The sequence below is a fragment of the Curtobacterium sp. Leaf154 genome, from assembly GCF_001424595.1.
In the GTDB taxonomy this organism is placed as follows: Bacteria; Actinomycetota; Actinomycetes; order Actinomycetales; family Microbacteriaceae; genus Curtobacterium; species Curtobacterium poinsettiae.
Map to the genome: position 1 here is coordinate 572,960 of NZ_LMOS01000001.1, position 19,393 is coordinate 592,352.

Here is a 19,393-nt window from a genome sequence, read left to right on the forward strand (position 1 = left end):
TGCCGCCCGAGTCTGATCCAAAACGAATACGAAATATTCATTGCAGCATTCCAGATGGATTCCTACACTCCTGGGCAGTGGGTGCACCCTGCACCCGCCCGCACGAGGAGTCCCATGCGAACACGCATCCCGATCCGAGCTGTCGTCGCCACGGCGTTGTCGCTGACGCTCCCGCTCACCGCCGCCGCCCCCGCGGGCGCGACCCCGGCCGGGGGAGCGGTGGGCACGGCCACGACGGACCCTGCGACGTCGACCGTCCGTCCGGCAGGGACGGTCGGTCTCGCTGCGAAGGTCGCCAAGGACGGCAACGGCCCGTTCACCCCGGACGACCGGCCCGGGGGCGACTCGAGCGGAACGAACGGCATCGTGCGGACACTCGACGCGATCACGTACAGCGTCGAGATGAGCGTGAACGACGGCGACAGCGTCAACCAACGGTTCGTCGTGACCGCTCCGGCCGGCACGACCTGGGCGGGGCTGCCGAAGCCGTGCACCGGGCCAGCGTCGCGCATCGACGGGCAGCGACTCACCTGCTCGGTCGGTGACCTGACCGAGGGCAACCTCGTCGAGGTCCCCGTCGTGCTCGACGTCTCCGGCACCATGCGGCACGGCGACGAGATCGAGGTCACGGTCGAAGCCACGGCGGACAACGCGGACAACGGCGTCGTGACGGCAGTCGCGCCGACCGTGACGGTCTCGGCAGCCGCGCGCTACAACCTGAGCAAGGACGTCGTCGGGTCCTCGCTCACCCCTGACGTCATCGGTCCCGACGGCGAGCGAGGCCTGCGTCTCGTCTACCCGATCGCGGTCAACTGGGAGCCCGTCGTCGCCGGACAGGGCCTGCTCGGGTTCGAAGCGAGCACCGGCCCGATGACCTTCACCGACGACGTGTCCGAGATCCTCGGCGACCTGCCGTCGACCGCCGTGCTGTGGAACGGGACCGCGCCTGCCTGCGGCGTGAACGCAACGAACGCCTGGCGCTTCGACGGCCTGCCGGGCGGACGGGGTGGCGGGCCGCGCAGCGTGGTCGACTCGGGGACCATCGTCTGCGCGCAGTCCTCGCCCGGCGCGGACGTCGACGTGACGATCACGGACACCGTCACCGACCCGGGCCGCATCCCCACCCAGTCGCTCAGCGGCGGCCCGGTCACGGGTGGCACCAGGGCGTACTTCGTCTCGGGCTACCTGAGCCTCTGGCTGCCCTACCCGCCGGGCTCGGTCCTGTCGACCAACCGGCACTCGGCTCTGCAGACCACGTCGGCGAGTGGCGCACAGAACTACCCCGGCAGCGAGGAGCCCCTCGCCGACAACAGCACGTCGCGCAACCTGGTGGGTGTCGGGTCTGGCACCGCCGGCAAGCGACTCTGGCGCGTGATCGACAGCGCCGGCACCACCGTCGAGGGTTCCGCCCGCGCGGGCGATCCATGGGTGACGCAGGGGCAGGTCCTGCGGAGCGACGTCACCGTCCTCAACGACGGGTACAGCCGCTGGACCGGCACGATCCTCTGCGACACCTTCGATCGCGGGACCCAGCGCCTCACCCGCGGGGGCACCCCGGGCGCGACGGCGTGGACCAGCGGGTTGAGCAGGCCGCGCATCGAGTACGCGGCCTACGACATGACGAACCCCGCGGCCGGGCGGGACCACACGTGCGGCGATGACGACGGACCGTGGTTCGCCAGCCCGGACGAGGTTCCGGGCGGTCGCGCCGCGGTCGGCGCCGTGCGCGCGCTCGGCGACGTCGACGGTGGGGCGAGAGCGGTGCTGCACACGTACGTCGCAGTGGCCGACGCACCCTCGGGGACCCGCGCGTACGACTTCGGACACGCCCTGCTCGGCGAACACACCGACGTCTGGACCCACGACACGGCCCGGCCGGAGAACGGTGCCGGAGCGATGGCCGACAGCGTCGTGATCACGGAGAACCTGGCACGCATCAGGAAGAAGATCGTCGACCCGGGCACGACCGCGGAGGACACACCGGACAAGACGAGCTTCGTCGGCTCCGGGAGCACCCTCGAGTACGCCCTCTACCCGACACTCACCAACGGCCACTCCGGTGGGCAGCCGACCACGGTGACGGTCCGCGACGTGCTGCCGATGCACACCGACTACATCCCCGAGAGTGCGTCCAGGCCGGCCGAGCTCGACACGATCACGGACAACGCCGGCAACCTCCGCCAGCGCCTCACGTGGACGCTCGACGGCCTGCAGCCGAACACGAGGATCCCGCCGATCACCTACGAGCTGCAGGTGTCGAGTCTCGCGCCTGCCGGACCGGTGCAGAACTACGCGACCATCGCCTCGCCGACGGACCGCTCGGAAGCGTTCCGCCGCGACACCCAACGAGCGGTGCAGGTCGTCGCCGCGGTCGGTGTCGGCGTGGAGAAGGTGGCGACCGAACCGGTCGTCGCGACGGGGGACCAGCTCGAGTGGGACCTGCTCTACACGAACCGCGACGCCCGGAGCATCAGCGGGCTCGACGTCATCGACGTCCTGCCGCACCGCAGCGACCCCCAGGGCTCCGCCTTCCACGGGGCCGTCTCGCTGGCCGACCGCGTCGACGTCGCGCCCGGCGCCGGTGAGACCGTGCGCTACACCACCAGCGATCCGGCCACGATCTCGCTCGACGGCACGGCAGCGTCCAACCAGCCGGGCGGCAGCACGCTCTGGTGCGCGGCGGCAGACCTCGGCGACCCCGCGTGCGGATCCGCGGAACTCGCCGACGTCACCGCCGTGCGGATCGAACGGACCCGCGGTGTCGCGCCGGGACAGACGGTCCGACACCACGTCGTGCTGCGGACCCACGGGGAGCGGGACGGCGACACCTACACGAACCGCTTCGGGCTCCGCGCCTCGAACCTCGAACTCGCCGCGCTGTCGAACCGCGCCACCGTGCGGGTGGTCGCCGGCAGCATCGGGGACCGGGTGTGGACGGACAGCAACGACGACGGCCTCCAGGGTTCCGACGAACCGGGCATCGACGGCGTGCCGATCCGACTGTCCGGCGTCGACGACCGCGGAACCGACGTCGCACGCGCGACCAGGTCCGGACCCGATGGGCAGTACTCCTTCGACGGACTCCGCCCGGGGGACTACGTCGTGGCCTTCACGGCTCCGGACGGCCGTCGGTTCACGAAGGAGCACGTCGGCACCGACGGCACCATCGACTCGGACGCCGGCCAGGACGGCGAGACGCCCGCGGTCTCGATCGCGTGGGAACGCTCCGACGAAGGCGCGAAGGAATCGATCACCCGCGACCGCACCGTCGATGCCGGACTGCTGCTCGGTGACTCGCCGTCGGATCCCGAACCGGAACCCGGGCCTGACCTCGGAACGGTTCCCGGCGCCGGCACGGTCCCCGGCTCCGGGCCCGGGGGCGGGTCCGGGTCGACGGCCGTTCCGACTGTGGCGCCGTCGCCCGGAGCGCGCGGGGGCGTCCAGGGGCTCGCCTTCACCGGCACGTCGGGGACGCCGCTCGTCCTCGGCGTCGCACTCCTGCTGCTGGCGCTCGGGGCCGCGATGCTCGGAACGAACCGGAACCAGCGGCGACAGCGCTGATCCGTCACCGGCAGCACGGCGATGCGGCGGAGTCCTGACCTCCGGGGTCGGGGCTCCGTCGTCGTTCGACGCCGTCTGTCAGGATGGCGGCATGCGCGCCGTCCAGTACGCCCAGTTCGGTTCCGTCCCCTCGATCGTCGACCTGCCGGAGCCCGTCGCCCCGGACCACGGTGTCGTCGTGCGGGTGGCTGCCACCGGTGTCTGCCGAAGTGACTGGCACGCGTGGAAGGGCCACGACGACTCGGTCCGGCTGCCGCACGTGCCCGGCCACGAGTTCGCCGGCGTCGTCGCGACGATCGGCACCGACGTGCAGCGCTTCGCCGTTGGCGACCGGGTCACGGCCCCGTTCGTGTTCGCCTGCGGCACCTGCGCCGAGTGCCTCGACGGCGCGACCCAGGTGTGCACCGCCCAGCAGCAGCCCGGCTTCGACCTGCAGGGGTCCTACGCGGAGTCGCTGGTGGTCCCGCACGCCGATCTGAACCTCGTCGCCCTGCCCGACGCCGTGGAGTTCACGGTGGCAGCGGCACTGGGCTGCCGCTTCGGCACCGCGTTCCACGCCCTGCACGCCCGCGGGCGGGTGAGCGCAGGGGAGTGGGTCGTGGTCTACGGCTGCGGGGGAGTCGGGCTGTCGGCGATCATGGTCGCCGTGGCCGCCGGTGCGCACGTGCTCGCGGTGGACGTCTCCGCGGCGGCGCTCGAACGGGCCGCAGCACTGGGCGCCGACACGGTGCTGATGGACGCCGGTGCGGTGACCGCGGTTCGCTCCCGCACCGCCGGGGGAGCGCACCTGTCGATCGACGCCTACGGCAGCCGTGCCACCTCGGTCGCAGCGGTTGCATCCCTGCGTCCACGCGGCCGACACGTGCAGGTCGGGCTGCTGCTCGACGACGAAGCAACGCCGGCGATCCCGATGGGACGAGTCATCGCCGACGAGCTCGAACTGCTCGGCAGTCACGGCGCAGCGGTCGGGGAGTACGGCGCGATGCTCGACGCCGTCGTCAGTGGGCGGCTCCGGCCGGAGGAGACGATCGGCCGCACCATCGGCTTCGACGACCTGCCCGAGGCGCTCGTCGGGATGGACCGGCCAGCCACTTCTCCGGGGATGACCGTCGCGACGTTCTGACGGTGCGCCGACCCGGCGTCCTGTCTGGCATGCTGAACCGCGGGGGAAGGGGCGTCATGGAAGACGACACGCTCGAGGGACGCGCCGCTCGTCGTCGACGGACCGTGAAGAACCTGGTGATCGGTACGGTCTTCATGACGGTGTTCGTGCTCATCGTTGCCGCCTGCCAAGGCCACCGGCCGTACATCGCGTCCGATGCCGTCGCCACCCAGCAGGACGAACGGACCGTCGCTGTCGTGAACGCGTTCATGGAGGCGAACGGTGGCTTGTCGCAGTGGAAGGACTACTACGACGAGGGGGAGTCCCGGCCTGCGCCGTTCGGGGAACTGACCGGCGACTCCGTCTGCTCGAACACCGACGTCCTCGGCTTCACCACCGGTGATGCTGGGATCCGCCGGGAAGTGAACCTGTCGAGCACGTCTGCAGTGACGCCACGGACAGTGCTCGACAACGCCGAGCGGGTTTGGACGCGGTACGACATCAGCCGCCGTGGCGACGACCGGGGCCGGAGCACGTGGACCCAGGTGCGGTTCTCAGGAGGCCGGACCTCGCCGACCGTGTACGTCAGCTACGCCGGTGACGACCCGGATGCGAAGGTCAACATGCTGGTCCTTGCCGCATCCGTCTGTCGGGAACTGTGACCGGTGGAGACGGGGCATTCTGGAGTCCGGTCCACCTGAGTTGACATAATATGCATTATCGGCGCGCGCATGGACACCCGATCGGCGCTGAGTAAGCAGAAAAGGTCGGGTCCGTTCTCCGGACTCGACCTCTTCTGCTCACTGGATGACGACGGCGTCAGTCGGCGGGCTTCGTCGGGACGTCGTCGGCGTCGATCTCGAGCGCTGCCGGCTCGCCGCCCTGTTCCTCCAGGTTTGCCTGGTCGGTGTCGGGCTGCTCCGGCGACTCGCTCTGGGTGGTCTCTTCGGCTGGGTCAGGCTGGCTGTAGCTCATGCGCCGGACGGTACGCCCGGGTTCCTGGACACGTACCAGCGGCGCCGGAGATCGACAGCGGGCGCGTGGCGACTCCGCCACGCGCCCGCTGTCATGCGGCGATCAGCCTCAGTTGTTCATCGCGGGAACGACGATCGTCAGAGCGACGATGATGAAGATGATCGAGAGCACGAGGCCGATGACACTCAGGATGATGCCGGCGAGCACCATGCCTCGGGTACCGGCGTTGCGACGACGGGCGACGAAGCCCAGGACCAGGCCGATGATGCTGGCGATGAGTGCGACCCACACGAAGAGGAACGAGAAGACGACGCCGACGATGCCGAGGACGAGCGAACCGACGGCGATTCCGTTGCCGCTGTTGGTCGCGGGTGCGTTGCCGGGGTTGGACATGGTGGAGCTCCTTCGGGTCAGGACGCTGATCCAGGCCGGGTAGCCGATCGTGAGCGTCGGTCAGAACAGTAGTCCTCGCACACGGCTGGCGCCCAGATTCACCGTCCGAGCCTGTCCCCCGGCTCAGGCTCCGACGTACGCCGCCAGGTGCTGCCCGGTCAGCGTCGACCGGGCCGCCACGAGTGCAGCGGGCGTCCCCTCGAACACGATGCGCCCGCCGTCGTGCCCGGCGCCCGGCCCGAGGTCGATGATCCAGTCAGCGTGCGCCATCACGGCCTGGTGGTGCTCGATCACGACGACCGTCCGGCCGGCGTCGACGAGCCGGTCGAGCAGGCCGAGCAGCTGCTCGACGTCGGCCAGGTGCAGGCCCGCGGTCGGCTCGTCGAGCACCACCACGCCGCCCCGGTCACCGAGGTGCGTCGCGAGCTTGAGCCGCTGCCGCTCTCCCCCGGACAACGTGGTGAGCGGCTGTCCGATCGTCAGGTAGCCGAGCCCCACGTCTGCGAGCCGGGCGAGGATCGTGTGGGCCGCCGGCAGTGCGGACTCCCCCGCCGCGAAGAACGCCAACGCGTCGGCGACGGACATGCCGAGCACCTCGCTGATGTCCTTCCCGCCCAGGTGGTACCCGAGCACGGACTGGTCGAACCGCTTGCCGTCGCACTCGACGCAGGGGCTCGCGACGCCCGCCATCATGCCGAGGTCGGTGTACACGACACCGGCACCGTTGCACGCCGGGCAGGCGCCCTCGGAGTTGGCGCTGAACAGTGCGGGCTTGACGCCGTTGGCCTTCGCGAACGCCTTGCGGATCGGTTCGAGCAGGCCGGTGTAGGTCGCCGGGTTGCTCCGTCTTGAGCCACGGATACCGCTCTGGTCGATGGCGACCACGTCGTCGCGTCGGGCCAGCGACCCGTGGATGAGTGTGCTCTTGCCGGAACCGGCGACCCCCGTGACGACGGTGAGCACCCCGGTGGGGACGTCCACGTCGACGTCGTGCAGGTTGTGGGCCGACGCGCCGCGGATCGCGATCGCTCCGTCCGGACGACGGACGTCGGACTTCACGGTGACGCGGTCGTCCAGGTGCTGACCGGTCACGGTCCCGCTGGCGCGCAGCCCGTCGACGGACCCCTGGTAGCAGAGCGTCCCACCGCCGGAACCGGCACCGGGTCCGAGGTCGACGACGTGGTCGGCGATCGCGATGACCTCGGGTTTGTGCTCGACGACCAGGACGGTGTTGCCCTTGTCGCGCAACCGGACGAGCAGCTCGTTCATCCGCTCGATGTCGTGCGGGTGCAGCCCCGTGCTCGGCTCGTCGAAGACGTACGTGACGTCGCTGAGTGAGGAGCCGAGGTGCTTCACCATCTTCACGCGCTGCCCTTCTCCCCCGGACAACGTGCCGGTCGGACGGTCGAGCGACAGGTAGCCGAGTCCGATCTCGACGAAGGACTCGAGCAGGTCACGGAGCCCCTCGAGCAACGGCCCGACCCCCGGGTCGTCCAGACCCCGCAGCCAGGTGACGGTGTCGGTGACCTGCATCGCGCAGACGTCGGCGATGCTGCGGCCCGCGACCTTCGACGAGCGGGCGGTGTCGTTCAACCGGGTGCCGTCGCAGGCCGGACACGTCGTGAAGGTCACCGCACGGTCGACGAAGGCCCGGATGTGCGGCTGCATCGCCTCGCGGTCCTTCTGCAGGAACGATCTGCGGACCCGGTGCACGAGCCCCTCGTAGGTCATGTTGATGCCGGCGATCTTCTGCTTCGTCGGCTCGCGGTACAGGAAGTCCTGCCGCTCCTGCTCGGTGAAGTCGCGGATCGGGGTGTCCCGGTCGAAGTAGCCCGACTCGGCGTACAGCCGTACGTTCCACCCGTCGGTCCCGTACCCGGGGATCGTGAGCGCGCCGTCCCCGAGCGACTTCGTCTCGTCGAACAGCTGCGTCAGGTCGATGTCGTTCACCAGGCCCCGACCCTCGCAGTCCGCGCACATGCCGCCGAGCCGCGTGAACGAGACCTTCTGGGCCTTCGCGTCCGCACCCTTCTGCACCGTGATCGCTCCACCGGCCGTCACGGTGGCGAGGTTGAACGAGAACGCGTTCGGTCCGCCGACGTGCGGCTGACCGAGTCGGCTGAACAGCATGCGCAGCATCGCGTTCGCGTCCGTGGTGGTGCCGACGGTGGAGCGCGGGTCGGCGCCGATGCGCTCCTGGTCGACGACGATCGCGGTGGTCAGGCCGTCGAGCAGGTCGACGTCGGGACGCGCGAGCGAGGGCATGAACCCCTGCACGAACGCGCTGTAGGTCTCGTTGATCATCCGCTGCGACTCGGCGGCGACGGTGCCGAACACGAGCGAGCTCTTGCCCGAGCCGGAGACCCCGGTGAACACCGTGAGCCGGCGCTTCGGCAGGTCCACGTCGACGTCGCGCAGGTTGTTGGCGCGCGCTCCGCGCACGCGGATCCGGTCGTGCCGGTCGGCAGGGTGCACGACGGGACCGGCGGGGTCGTCGTCGACCGGATCGGTGTCCATGCGGGTCAGCGTACCGACGGGAGGCCCGTGGCGGGGCCGCCACGGGCCTCCAGTCCGCTGGTGGGTCGGCCGTCAGGCCGTGGTGGGGTGCTCAGGCGCCGTGACGGCGCACCAGGTCCGGCAGCTCTGCGGGTTCGAACGCCTCGTCGGTCGCGTCGAGCTCGTCCGCCGTCCACCAGCGCGAGGCGAGGATGTCGACGCGTTCGTCGTCGGTCCACTCGGCGTCGGACAACTCGAAGCCCGGCGTGCGGACGACGTAGAACTCGGCGTGCCCACGGTCGTGGTCAGCGAGGTCCCACTCGACCGTGAAGTCCCACGACCAGACCGGTTCGCCGGGTTCGTCGATGACGATCCCGGTCTCCTCGCGCAGCTCGCGGATCGCGGCGTCGCGGTGGGACTCCCCCGGGTCGACGCCACCACCCGGCGTGATCCAGCGGTGCGCGGCGTCGGACGAGGGCGACTTCGTGTCCATCAGGAACACGCGACCCCGGGGGTCGAGCAGCAGGATGCGGGAGGTGCGGCGCAGGCCGGGCTTGGCGGTCACCCGCCCGACGTTAGCCGACGAACCCGCTGACGTCGCCGACCAGCTTGGTGTGGTCGGCGGGGATCGGCTCGACCGCGGCCAGGGCGATCTCGGCCGCGAACTCGGAGACGCTGTAGAGCTTGCCGACCTCTTGCCGACGGCCCTCGATCGCGCCGGGGTTCAGGCGGTTCAGGAGCGTCGCGGTGATCGTGCCCTCGATCATGTCGCCGGAGACGACGACGAACTCGATGCCCGCGGCCTCGAGCTGCGGGATGAGCGCACGGAGGGCGAGTTCCCCGGCACGCTTGCTCTTGGCGACCGGGACGTACTCGTCCATCGTCTCGGCGGTCTCGACGAAGTGCGCCTGGTGGCTCGTGACGAAGACCACGCGCGACCCGGCAGGCATGTGCGGCACGGCGGTCTGCAGCATGTCGACCTGGGCGTCGCGGTTCAGGCGGAGCGCGTAGTCCTCGCCGACACCGGACTCCATGCCGCCCGAAGCGTTGAGCACGAGCAGGTCGATGCCGCCCCACTCCCGCACGACCGTGTCGACCAGGGCCTGCACGGAGTCGTGCTCGGTGAGGTCGGCGCCGACGGCCAGGGCGGAGCCACCGGACTCGACGATCTTCTCCGCGATCTGCTCGGCCCGCCTGGCCTTGTTGCGGTAGTTCACGACGACCTTCGCGCCGGCCTCGGCCAGGTACCCGACGGTGTCGGCGCCGATGCCACGGGACGAACCGGTGACGACGGCGCGCTTGTCGGTGAGGGATCCGGGGGCGAGGGGGTTGCTCACAGTCGTGTTCTCCAGGTCTGGTTCCGGCCGGTCGGGCGCACCGAGCCTACCAATCGCCTGCACGGTCGTCGGACGTCCTTGATATGTTGAACGGAGTTGTACCGGCTGTCGCGACGCAGCGAGCCGCCGCGCGCGACCGAGGGAGGGAGATCGCGTGAACGGAATCGATTGGATCCAGAGCATCGTCTGGATCGGCCTGGTGTTGCTCCTGGGCGTGGTCGAGATCTTCACTCTCGACTTCATCTTCATCATGCTCGCGGCGGGCGCCGCCGGCGGGTTGGTCGCCGCGCTCCTGGGCGCACCGTGGTGGCTGTCCGCCATCGTCGCCGCGGTGGCCGCCCTGGTGCTGCTGTCGCTCGTCCGACCGCGACTGCTCGTCGCCCTCGGCCGTGGCGCCGACCCGCACCGCACCAACGTCGAGGGCCTCATCGGGCTCGCCGGCACGGTCGCGGTCGCCTTCACCGCTTCCAGCCCTGGCCAGGTCCGCCTGGCCAACGGCGAGACCTGGAGCGCGCGGTTCGCCGCGGACTCCGTCGACCGCACACCGCCACTCGGGACCCCTGTGGTCGTCGAGTCGATCGAGGGGTCGACCGCGGTCGTACGCCTCGCAGAAAGGGCCACCTCGTGACCAGCATCTCCCCGGGGACGATCGCACTGCTCGTCCTCATCCTCGTCGTCGTCATCTTCGTGATCGTCGTCCTGGCGAAGGCGATCCGCATCGTCCCCCAGGCCACCGCGGGCGTCGTCGAACGTCTCGGGAAGTACCACAAGACCCTCAACCCGGGCTTGAACCTCCTGGTGCCGTTCATCGACCGTCTGCGGCCGCTGCTCGACATGCGCGAGCAGGTCGTCTCGTTCCCGCCGCAGCCCGTGATCACCGAGGACAACCTGGTGGTCTCGATCGACACGGTCGTCTACTTCCAGGTGACCGACGCCCGTGCGGCGACCTACGAGATCGCGAACTACCTCGGCGCCGTCGAGCAGCTCACCACCACGACGCTCCGCAACGTGGTCGGTGGCCTGAACCTCGAAGAGGCCCTGACCAGCCGCGACAACATCAACGGCCAGCTGCGCGTCGTCCTCGACGAAGCGACCGGCAAGTGGGGCATCCGGGTCGGCCGAGTCGAGCTCAAGGCGATCGAGCCGCCCGTGTCCATCCAGGACGCCATGGAACAGCAGCTCCGTGCCGAGCGCAGCCGTCGTGCCGCGATCCTGCAGGCCGAGGGCACCAAGCAGTCCCAGATCCTCGAGGCCGAGGGCCAGCGGCAGGCCGCGATCCTGGCGGCCGAGGGTGACGCCAAGGCGCAGGTCCTGCGTGCCGAAGGTGAAGCCCAGGCCATCGCGACCGTGTTCGAGGCGATCCACACCGGTGACCCCGACGAGAAGCTGCTGTCCTACCAGTACCTGCAGACCCTGCCGAAGATCGCGGAGGGCACGTCGAACAAGCTCTGGATGATCCCGAGCGAGTTCACCGAGGCCCTGTCCGGCATCGCCAAGGGCTTCAGCGCCAGCCGCGGTGGTGGCGGCGCCGGACCGGTCGCCGGTGCTGCAGGTGCTGCCGGTGGCGCGGACTTCCTGTCCCGTATCTCGAAGCTCGCGAACGAGAGCCTGGCGAACACCGCCGCGGGCGGATCCGCCGACACGACGATGCCGCGCGCGGACGCCACCGCCGCCGACATCGTCCCCGAGTCCGAGCTCGACGCGCGTCTGGCCGAGTCGAACCGCAGCGTCGACGCCCACATCGCGGCCGCCGATGACGCGACCGCCGAGCAGGTCGAGGACACTCCGACGACGCCGGGCGACGACGCTTCCGGTCACCGGACGAGCGACGGCTCCGGTCGGCGCTGACACGTCGGCACGAACGAACGACGACGCCCGCCCCGGGGAACCGAGGCGGGCGTCGTCGTTCGTGCGTGGGGTGTCAGGCGCCGCGTCGTGCGCGGAGGACCTGCAGGCGCTCTTCGAGGAGCTCCTCGAGTTCCTCGCGCGAGCGGCGCTCGAGCAGCATGTCCCAGTGGGTGCGGGGTGCCTTCACGTCCTCTTCGGCGACCTCGACGGGGATCCCGTCGTCGCCGAGCAGGCGGCCCTCGCGGCCGGAGCGGGGCTCCGACCAGGTCTGGGGGACGTCCGCATCAGCCGAGAAGACGATGTCGAACGTCTCACCCGAATCCGTCTGGTAGACCGCGCGCTTGCGATCCGAGAGCTCGACGCCCTCTTCGCTCTGGAGACTCTGACTCCCGAGCCGCATGCCGCGGAGACTCCGATCAGCCATGTGTGTGCTCCTCTCGCTCGTCTGCCCTCCACAACACTGTCCCACGCCCCATCAATCCCGTACCGGCGCATTCACAGTCCGTTCCCAGTGGCTGGGCGCGGCGGGTCGGATCAGGAGCGAGCGCGACGACCCCAGGGGGCGCAGGCCAGGAGCACGAGCAGCCCGCCGAGGGCGAGCAGGAGTGTGATCGACCCGGACAGGATCGATGCCGGGGTGGTGGACGTCCCGAGCGGCACGTCGGTCACCATCGAGGTCGCGGTGTACTCAGGAACCCGGTCGATCGTGCGGCCGCTCGGGTCGATGACCTGCGACGCTCCGACGGTCGAGATGTTCACGAGCGAGCGTCCGGTCTCGATGGCCCGCATCCGCGCGATCTCGAGCTGCTGCAGGTTCTCGTCGGTGCCGGAGAAGTCGGCGTTGTTCGTCTGCGCGAGGATCACCTGCGCTCCCCCGCGCACCATGTCGGCGGTCAGAGAGTCGTCGACGATGTCGAAGCAGATCGAGATGCCGGCACGGACTCCCGCCACGGACAGCACGTTGGGCTTCGTCCCCGGCGTGTAGTCGCGCTGCAGCAGACCGATGAGCGACGGCGCGAGCTTCGAGAAGAACCAGCGATCGGGCACGTACTCACCGAACGGCACCGGGCGCTTCTTGTCGTACGAGGACTGCCAACCGTCCGCGGTCCACACGAACGACGTGTTGTGCAGGACCCCCGACGGCGTCTGCGTGATGGCGCCCGCCACGATCGGAGCGTGGAGCGAGTCGACCACGGAGTCGAGCGCCGAGGCGATGACGGGCTGCTGGCGCGGGTCGTACTCCGCACCTGCCTCGGGCCAGACGACCAGGTCCACACCCTTCGCGTCCACGTCCGTCGCCGCGACCTGCGCCGCCAGGACGTCACCGGGCTCGGCGCGGTCGAAGTAGCCCGCGGGACCGTTGCCCTGCACCGCCTCGACCCGGATGGTGCCGCTCGTCGCCGTCGGCCACGCCGGCACGGCAAGGACCGCCGCGACGAGCAGGCCCGCCGTCGCCACCCGCACGGGCAGGCGGAGGGTGACGCCCGGCGCGCGGGGCGCCACGAGCGCGAGCGACACGACGACCGCGACGCAGTACACGACGACGAAGGTGAGTCCGAGGACGCCGACGTACGCGGCCAGGTGCGCGAACGGCCCCTGCGACTGCGACAGCCCGACCCGCCCCCAGGCGAACCCGCCGTACGGCCAGCTCCCCGAGAACCACTCGCGTCCGGTCCAGAGTGCGGCGACGACGGCCGGGAGGCCCCACACGCGTCCGGCGGCCGACGGCACCACGCGCGCGACCCAGCGGTACGCCAGGGCGATGGCCACGCTGCCGAGGGCGAAGAACGCGGCCTCCAACAGCGCCAGCGCGAACCACGGGACCGGGCCCAGGTAGCGGCCGGCCCACGAGATGGCGGGGATCCAGAACGCCGCACCGGCGACGTAGCCGATCCACGCCGCGCGCCGTGCACGCTGCCCCATCACCGCGAGCAGCATGCAGGCGAGCGCCGGGTAGGCCAGGAACCACCACCCGGGCGAAGGGAACGCGAGGGCGAACAGGATCCCGCCGATGACGGCCAGTGGTAGAGCGATGCCCAGCGGCAACGCTGCGAACGGGCCGATCGCGACCGCCCCGCGGCCGACGCGCGTGGGCAGCCCGCGCACAGTCGTCTCCGGAACCCGCACCGTGCCTCCTGTCAGACCGCTGCGTAGGCGACGATGCCGCGGCGGACCGCGTCCGTCGCACGTCTCGCGGTCTGGGCCAGGTCGTCGTCGCCGGCGTTCCGGATCTGGTCGAGCAGGTCGATGACTTGCTTCGACCAGCGCACGAAGTCGCCGGCGGGCAGGTCGAGGGTCCGGAGGACGTCGTCGAGCGCCGAGCCCGAGGCCCAGCGGAACATGCCGACCGCCATCGCCGGGGTGGGCGGCTGCGAGCCGGCCAGACGTGCCGCACGCTCGATGTCGTCGAGGCGTGACCAGATCGTCAGGGTCTCGTCGAGCGCCGGGCGGAACGCACCACGGGGCAGCGCGTGCTCGGTGCCGGGCGCGTCCTCGCGACGGGGCTGGTAGATGATCGTCGCGGCCATGGCGGCGAGCTGCGCCGGGGTGAGGTCCTTCCAGACACCCGCCTCGAGGCACTCGGCCACGAGCAGGTCGCGGTCGCCGTAGATCCGCTGCAGACGACGGCCGCCGGCTGCCACGGTGGCTTCACCGTTGCCGCCGTCCACCAGGTAGCCGAGCTCGAGCAGGACGTCGGTGACCCGGTCGAACGTCGTTGCGACGGCGCCCGTGCGGGACCGGATCTGCTGGACGAGCTTGTCGTTGGCGCGCTTGAGCTTCCACCAGCGCTCGGACCAGCGGGCGTGGGCCTCGCGTTCCGGGCAGGTGTGACAGGGGTGGCGCTGCAGCTGACGGCGGACCGCGGTGATCGCGGCCTGGCGTTCCTGGCGGGCGCCGTGCGATGCCTCTCGACCCCCGGGGACGTTCGTGCGCTCGAGGTCGGAGAGTTCTCGGCGGAGCGCCGAGTACTCGGTGAAGTCGCCGAGGTGGCACTGCATCGCCTGCCGGTAGCCGTCGAGCGACTCCTGCTGCGAGCGGACCTTGCGGGCGAGATCGACCACCGACCGGTCGGCCTGGAACTGGGCGAACGACGTCTCGAGGACCTCACGCGTGCGCTGCCGGCCGAACTGGTCGATCAGGTTGACCGCCATGTTGTAGGTCGGCTTGAACGACGAGTTGAGCGGGTACGTGCGACGGCTTGCCAGCGACGCCACGGCCTGCGGGTCGAGGCCGTCGGTCCACTGGATGACCGAGTGCCCCTCGACGTCGATCCCGCGACGACCGGCACGACCGGTGAGCTGGGTGTACTCCCCCGGGGTGATCGGCACACGCGCTTCGCCGTTGAACTTCTCGAGCTTCTCGAGCACGACGGTGCGCGCCGGCATGTTCACGCCGAGCGCCAGGGTCTCGGTGGCGAAGACGACCTTCAGCAGCTTGCGCTGGAAGAGGTTCTCCACGACCTCCTTGAACGCGGGGAGCATGCCGGCGTGGTGCGCCGCGACCCCGCGCTCGAGGCCTTCCAGGAACTCCCAGTAGCCGAGCACTGCGAGGTCCTCGTCCGGCAGGGTGCGGCAGTGGTACTCCGCGGTCTCGCGGATCTCGTTGCGCTCCGGCACCGTCGTCAGCGACAGCCCTGACCGCAGGACGTTCCGGACGCCCTGGTCGCAGCCGTTTCGGCTGAACACGAAGAAGATCGCGGGCAGCAGCATCCGCTCGTCGAGCATGTGCGCGATCTGCTCGCGGTGCACCTTCTCGGTGCGCGGCCCACGGCGCTCGGGGTAGCCCCCGCGACCACGACGACCGCGGTGTCCGCCGCCGTTCCGCTCGCTCCGTGCGCCGCCGCCGACCATGCGGAGCAGTTCGGGGTTGACACGGTTCGTCGCCGCTGCGCCACTCGAGTCGAACAGGTCGACCATCTTCGAGCCGACCAGGACGTGCTGCTCGAGCGGGACCGGGCGGTCTTCGGAGACGATGACGTCGGTGTCGCCACGGACGGTCTGCAGCCAGTCGCCGAACTCCTCGGCGTTGGACACCGTGGCACTGAGCGAGACCAGGCGGACCTCGGTCGGCAGGTGCAGGATCACTTCTTCCCACACGGCACCGCGGAACCGGTCGGCCAGGTAGTGCACCTCGTCGAGGACCACCCAGGCGAGGTCGTCGAGCAGGTCCGAATCGGCGTAGATCATGTTCCGCAGCACCTCGGTCGTCATCACGACGACGCGGGCGCGGGGATTGACGTTGGTGTCGCCGGTGAGCAGGCCGACCTCGGACTCGCCGTAGACGTCGACGAGCTCGGCGTACTTCTGGTTGCTGAGCGCCTTCATCGGGGTCGTGTAGAACACCTTCGCCGTCGGCTGCCGCATGGCGAGCCAGATGGCGAACTCGGCGATGATCGTCTTGCCCGCACCGGTCGGGGCGGCGACCAGCACGCTGCGGCCCTGGTCGAGCGCGTCACAGGCCGCGAACTGGAACGGGTCGAGGTCGAACCGCAGGTCGGTCCGGAAGAGCTCGAGGTTGCGCGACCGGTTGCGCACCTTGGCCGCGGCGAAGCGCTCGGCTGCGCTCGTGCCGCTCACAGGCCGTACTCCTCGTCGAGCTTCGCCTGCCGCTTGGCCACGCGGCGGTCGTGGATCCAGGCGACGAAGCACGCTGCGATGTAGAGCACCACCATCGGGACGGCGAGCAGGAACATCGAGATGACGTCGGCGCTCGGGGTCACGATGGCGCAGAAGACCAGGATGCAGAGGATCGCGACGCGCCAGCTCTTGATGATCGCGGCGGCCGACAGAACGCCGACGAAGTTCAGCAGGACGATGAACACCGGCAGGACGAAGGCGATGCCCACCGCGACGATGAGCTTGATGACGAAGTCGTAGTACGCCTTCGCATCGACGATCGAGGTGTCCTGGCTGGACACGAAGCTGCCGAGGATGCCGACCACGTGCGGCAGGATGTACCACCCGAAGTAGCACCCGGCGAAGAACAGCGGGATGGCGGTGCCGAGGAAGCCCCACACGTACTGCCGCTCACGCCGGATCAGCGCCGGCACGATGAACGCCCAGATCTGGTACAGCCAGACGGGGCTCGCGATGACGACACCGATGGTGATCGCGATCTGCAGCTTGAGGTCGAACGCCCCGGTGATCATCGGGAAGTTCAGCTCGGCGGTGTGCCCGCCGACCTTGGCGAGCTCGGTCACCGGTGCCCGCAGCGAGTCGAGCACCCACGGGGTGAGGAACCATCCACCGACCGCGCCGATGACGATCGCCACCACTGCGCGGAAGAGGCGGTTGCGCAGCTCGATGAGGTGCTGCCCGAGCGACATGCGGCCTTCGGCGTCGGTCTTCTGGCGCCCCTGCCGCTTCGCTCGCCCGCGCGCGGTCGTCGAAGCCATGTGGTCGATCTTACGGGGTCGGGACCGACAGTCCGCCGGGGGTCGGCGTGGGCGGGTCGAGCGGGTGAGGCGGGCACGCGGGAGCGCGGGCGAGCGCGACAGGGCGTACCTGGCGAGATCGGACGCACCTGGTCGGAACAACGCACCAGGTACGCCCGGAACGACCAGGCACCCGCGGCCCACCGAGCGGGAACGGGCACACCTGGCGAGATCGGGCGAGAAGCGACCGACGGAGACCCCGGGGCGGACGTCAGCCGGCGGCGAGGGCCGCGGCGGCGAAGTCGCGCACGGCGTCACGGGCAGCGGGCGGGTCGAGCACCACCGCGCGGCCGGGCAACCCCGCGACGAGCCGGACCACCCCGTCGAACCCGTGCGACGCCGCGAGCCGGATGCGCACACGCCCGTCGGTGTCGGGCGCGTCGGCGGTGTCGGCCAGGAAGTCGGCGACCAACGGCAGCGACGTGGAGTCGAGTTCCACGGTGACGATGACGTCGTCGGCGGCCTGCTGGAACAGCGTGTCCGGGATGACGACCTGGTCGATCGTCTTCTCGGCGGGACGGTCGTCGACCCGGGCCCCGGACATCCGGTCGAGCCGGAACGTCCGGAGCGCCTGTCGATCCAGGTCCCACGCGCGCAGGTACCAGTCGGTGTCGATCGACTCGACGCGGAGCGGGTCGACCCGTCGGGTGCTGCCCTGCGTGCGCGGTCCGGCGTACTCGAAGACCAGGCCGCGGCCGTCCGACATGGCCCGGCGGATGGTGGCGAGGGCGACGTCGTGCAGGTCCTGCCCGACGGCGACGGTCGACGCCGCTCCCCCGGCACCGCGGGACAGCTTGGCCATGAGCGCGCGGATGGCGTCGCGGTCTGCGGCCTCGGGCAGCGCGGACAGGTACTGCAAGCCGGCGATGAGTGCCGAGGCCTCGCGAGCGGACAGGCGGGGCGAGTCGTCGATCGCCACCAGGTTGGTCAGGACGATCATGTCGTTCTGGTCGAAGTCGTCCCACGCGATGTCGAACAGGTCACCGTGCTGGTACTGCATCGTCTCGCCCGGGACCCCCGACACCGCGATGAGTTCGACGGCGCGGCGGATGCGGGCTTCTGGCACCCCGAAGTGCCGAGCGGCCTCGGCCACCGAGACACGCTCGCGGTCGATGAGGTACGGCACCAGGGCGAGCAGGAAGGCGAGCTTGTCCTGCGCCTGCAGGGGTTGGGCGTCAGCCACGAACGGGGTCCTCTCCGGGGGCTGCGGCACCGTCGTCGTCGGTGTGGTCGCGCACGAGCGCGCGGAGGCGCTCTTCGACCCGTGCCCGCAGGTCGGCCGGCTCGAGCACCCGGACCTCTGGACCGAATGCTGCGAGCTCCTCGGCCAGGATCTGCGGGTCGACGTGGTGCAGCACGAGCCCACCGTCGGCGTCGGTCTCGGTGTCGCGGCGACGGGTGAGTCGGCGTTCGGCGTCGGACCCGGGTGCCACGGCGATGCGTGCGGTGCGCTCGGCCCAGATCCGCTCGAGTTCCGCGAGGGTGCGCTCCCCCGCGCCGACGGGCGCGGTGTGCTGTCCGACCGCGTACTGGGTGACGGGTCCGACGATCCGGGACAGCAGGTAGTTCTTGTCGGAGTCGGTCGCGAACTCGTGGGCGGCGAGCATCCACCGACCGCCGTGCTGCACGAGGGCGAGCGGGGCGACCTCACGCCGGCGGGCGTCGTGCTGCCCGGGCGTGATGTAGTCGAAGCGGACGGCTGCGCCGCGGTCGAGCGCGGAGCGGAGCGGTTCGAACGAGGCGTCCCGGGCGCGGAGCCGCGGGGCGTAGGCGTCGACCCCGAGCTGCAGGGCACCGTCGTCGTCCTCGGCACCCGCCGAGCGCACCTTCAGCAGGCCGCGGCGGGAGTCGGCGGACAGTGCGCCCTCGCGCCACGCCATCGCGGCCAGGGACAGCAGCGCGGATTCGTCCGGGGTGAACCGGACGTCGACGGGCAGGTCGTACTCGCCCTTCGGGATCCGGTAGCGGAGCGTCTGGTTGTTGCCAGCGGCACCCGGCGTCTCGATGGTCTCGAGCGGGATGCCGAGCTCGCGGACGTCGTCCTTGTCGCGTTCGAACTGACGCTCGAGCGAGGCGTTGTCGCCACCGGTCGAGAACCGCTGCCGGTACCCCTGCACGTTGGCCAGGATCTCGGCCTTGGTCAGCCCGGACTCCGTCGAGAGCAGCGCGAGCACGAGGCTGAACAGCCGCTCCTCGGCGGGCACACGGGGCACACGGGTCGCTGGCACGAGCCGATCCTACGGCAGC

The 19,393-nt window shown here is 70.6% G+C and carries 16 protein-coding genes; 5 read left to right on the top strand and 11 right to left on the bottom strand.

Going from position 1 to position 19,393, the window contains the following annotated elements:
- Positions 1–114 precede the first annotated feature (114 nt).
- From ASF75_RS02715 to ASF75_RS02725, 3 genes are all read left to right on the top strand, one after another.
- A complete protein-coding gene (locus ASF75_RS02715; protein WP_056068668.1) occupies positions 115–3,561 on the top strand; it encodes an SdrD B-like domain-containing protein in 3,447 nt (1,148 codons plus the stop codon).
- A 91-nt stretch (positions 3,562–3,652) separates the two neighbouring features.
- A complete protein-coding gene (locus tag ASF75_RS02720) occupies positions 3,653–4,684 on the top strand; it encodes an alcohol dehydrogenase catalytic domain-containing protein (RefSeq protein WP_056068670.1) in 1,032 nt (343 codons plus the stop codon).
- 56 nt (positions 4,685–4,740) lie between these two features.
- Positions 4,741–5,325: a hypothetical protein gene (locus ASF75_RS02725; protein WP_017887323.1), complete on the top strand. Its 585-nt coding sequence runs from the start codon at positions 4,741–4,743 to the stop codon at positions 5,323–5,325.
- A gap of 157 nt (positions 5,326–5,482) precedes the next feature.
- Here the strand turns inward: ASF75_RS02725 and ASF75_RS17545 are convergent, their stop codons facing one another.
- The 5 genes from ASF75_RS17545 to ASF75_RS02745 all read right to left on the bottom strand — a co-directional run bounded on the left by ASF75_RS17545 (position 5,483) and on the right by ASF75_RS02745 (position 9,864).
- Complete coding sequence (locus ASF75_RS17545; RefSeq protein ID WP_156463751.1) at positions 5,483–5,638, bottom strand: hypothetical protein; 156 nt, start codon at positions 5,636–5,638, stop codon at positions 5,483–5,485.
- Positions 5,639–5,746: 108 nt separating this feature from the next.
- Positions 5,747–6,031, bottom strand: coding sequence for a DUF4190 domain-containing protein (locus ASF75_RS02730; RefSeq protein ID WP_056068672.1), 285 nt, complete (start codon positions 6,029–6,031; stop codon positions 5,747–5,749).
- Positions 6,032–6,154: 123 nt separating this feature from the next.
- Entirely contained in the window at positions 6,155–8,548 is a 2,394-nt protein-coding gene (locus ASF75_RS02735) for an ATP-binding cassette domain-containing protein (protein ID WP_056068674.1), read from the bottom strand.
- Between the two features lie 91 nt (positions 8,549–8,639).
- Positions 8,640–9,092 carry an NUDIX hydrolase gene (locus ASF75_RS02740; protein ID WP_056068676.1) on the bottom strand — a complete coding sequence of 151 codons (453 nt, stop codon included), beginning with the start codon at positions 9,090–9,092 and terminating at the stop codon, positions 8,640–8,642.
- A gap of 10 nt (positions 9,093–9,102) precedes the next feature.
- Positions 9,103–9,864, bottom strand: a complete 762-nt coding sequence (locus tag ASF75_RS02745) for an SDR family oxidoreductase (protein WP_056068678.1) — start codon at positions 9,862–9,864, stop codon at positions 9,103–9,105.
- Between the two features lie 154 nt (positions 9,865–10,018).
- On the opposite strand from ASF75_RS02745, the gene ASF75_RS02750 reads away from it, so the two are divergent.
- A complete protein-coding gene (locus ASF75_RS02750; protein ID WP_017887317.1) occupies positions 10,019–10,492 on the top strand; it encodes an NfeD family protein in 474 nt (157 codons plus the stop codon).
- Positions 10,489–11,712, top strand: coding sequence for an SPFH domain-containing protein (locus tag ASF75_RS02755; RefSeq protein WP_017887316.1), 1,224 nt, complete (start codon positions 10,489–10,491; stop codon positions 11,710–11,712). Before ASF75_RS02750 ends, ASF75_RS02755 begins: the two co-directional genes overlap by 4 nt.
- A gap of 73 nt (positions 11,713–11,785) precedes the next feature.
- Here the strand turns inward: ASF75_RS02755 and ASF75_RS02760 are convergent, their stop codons facing one another.
- The 6 genes from ASF75_RS02760 to ASF75_RS02785 all read right to left on the bottom strand — a co-directional run bounded on the left by ASF75_RS02760 (position 11,786) and on the right by ASF75_RS02785 (position 19,374).
- Positions 11,786–12,136, bottom strand: a complete 351-nt coding sequence (locus ASF75_RS02760) for an RNA polymerase-binding protein RbpA (RefSeq protein WP_027465636.1) — start codon at positions 12,134–12,136, stop codon at positions 11,786–11,788.
- 110 nt (positions 12,137–12,246) lie between these two features.
- Positions 12,247–13,839, bottom strand: coding sequence for an apolipoprotein N-acyltransferase (lnt, locus tag ASF75_RS02765; RefSeq protein WP_235517490.1), 1,593 nt, complete (start codon positions 13,837–13,839; stop codon positions 12,247–12,249).
- A gap of 11 nt (positions 13,840–13,850) precedes the next feature.
- Positions 13,851–16,289 (bottom strand): DEAD/DEAH box helicase, encoded by a 2,439-nt coding sequence (locus tag ASF75_RS02770; protein ID WP_017887313.1) that lies wholly within the window; start codon positions 16,287–16,289, stop codon positions 13,851–13,853.
- Positions 16,286–17,038, bottom strand: a complete 753-nt coding sequence (gene tatC, locus ASF75_RS02775; protein ID WP_031259811.1) for a twin-arginine translocase subunit TatC — start codon at positions 17,036–17,038, stop codon at positions 16,286–16,288. Before tatC ends, ASF75_RS02770 begins: the two co-directional genes overlap by 4 nt.
- Before the next feature lie 319 nt (positions 17,039–17,357).
- Complete coding sequence (locus ASF75_RS02780) at positions 17,358–18,329, bottom strand: helix-turn-helix transcriptional regulator (RefSeq protein WP_017887311.1); 972 nt, start codon at positions 18,327–18,329, stop codon at positions 17,358–17,360.
- Complete coding sequence (locus ASF75_RS02785; RefSeq protein WP_056068682.1) at positions 18,322–19,374, bottom strand: helix-turn-helix transcriptional regulator; 1,053 nt, start codon at positions 19,372–19,374, stop codon at positions 18,322–18,324. Before ASF75_RS02785 ends, ASF75_RS02780 begins: the two co-directional genes overlap by 8 nt.
- Positions 19,375–19,393: the final 19 nt, after the last annotated feature.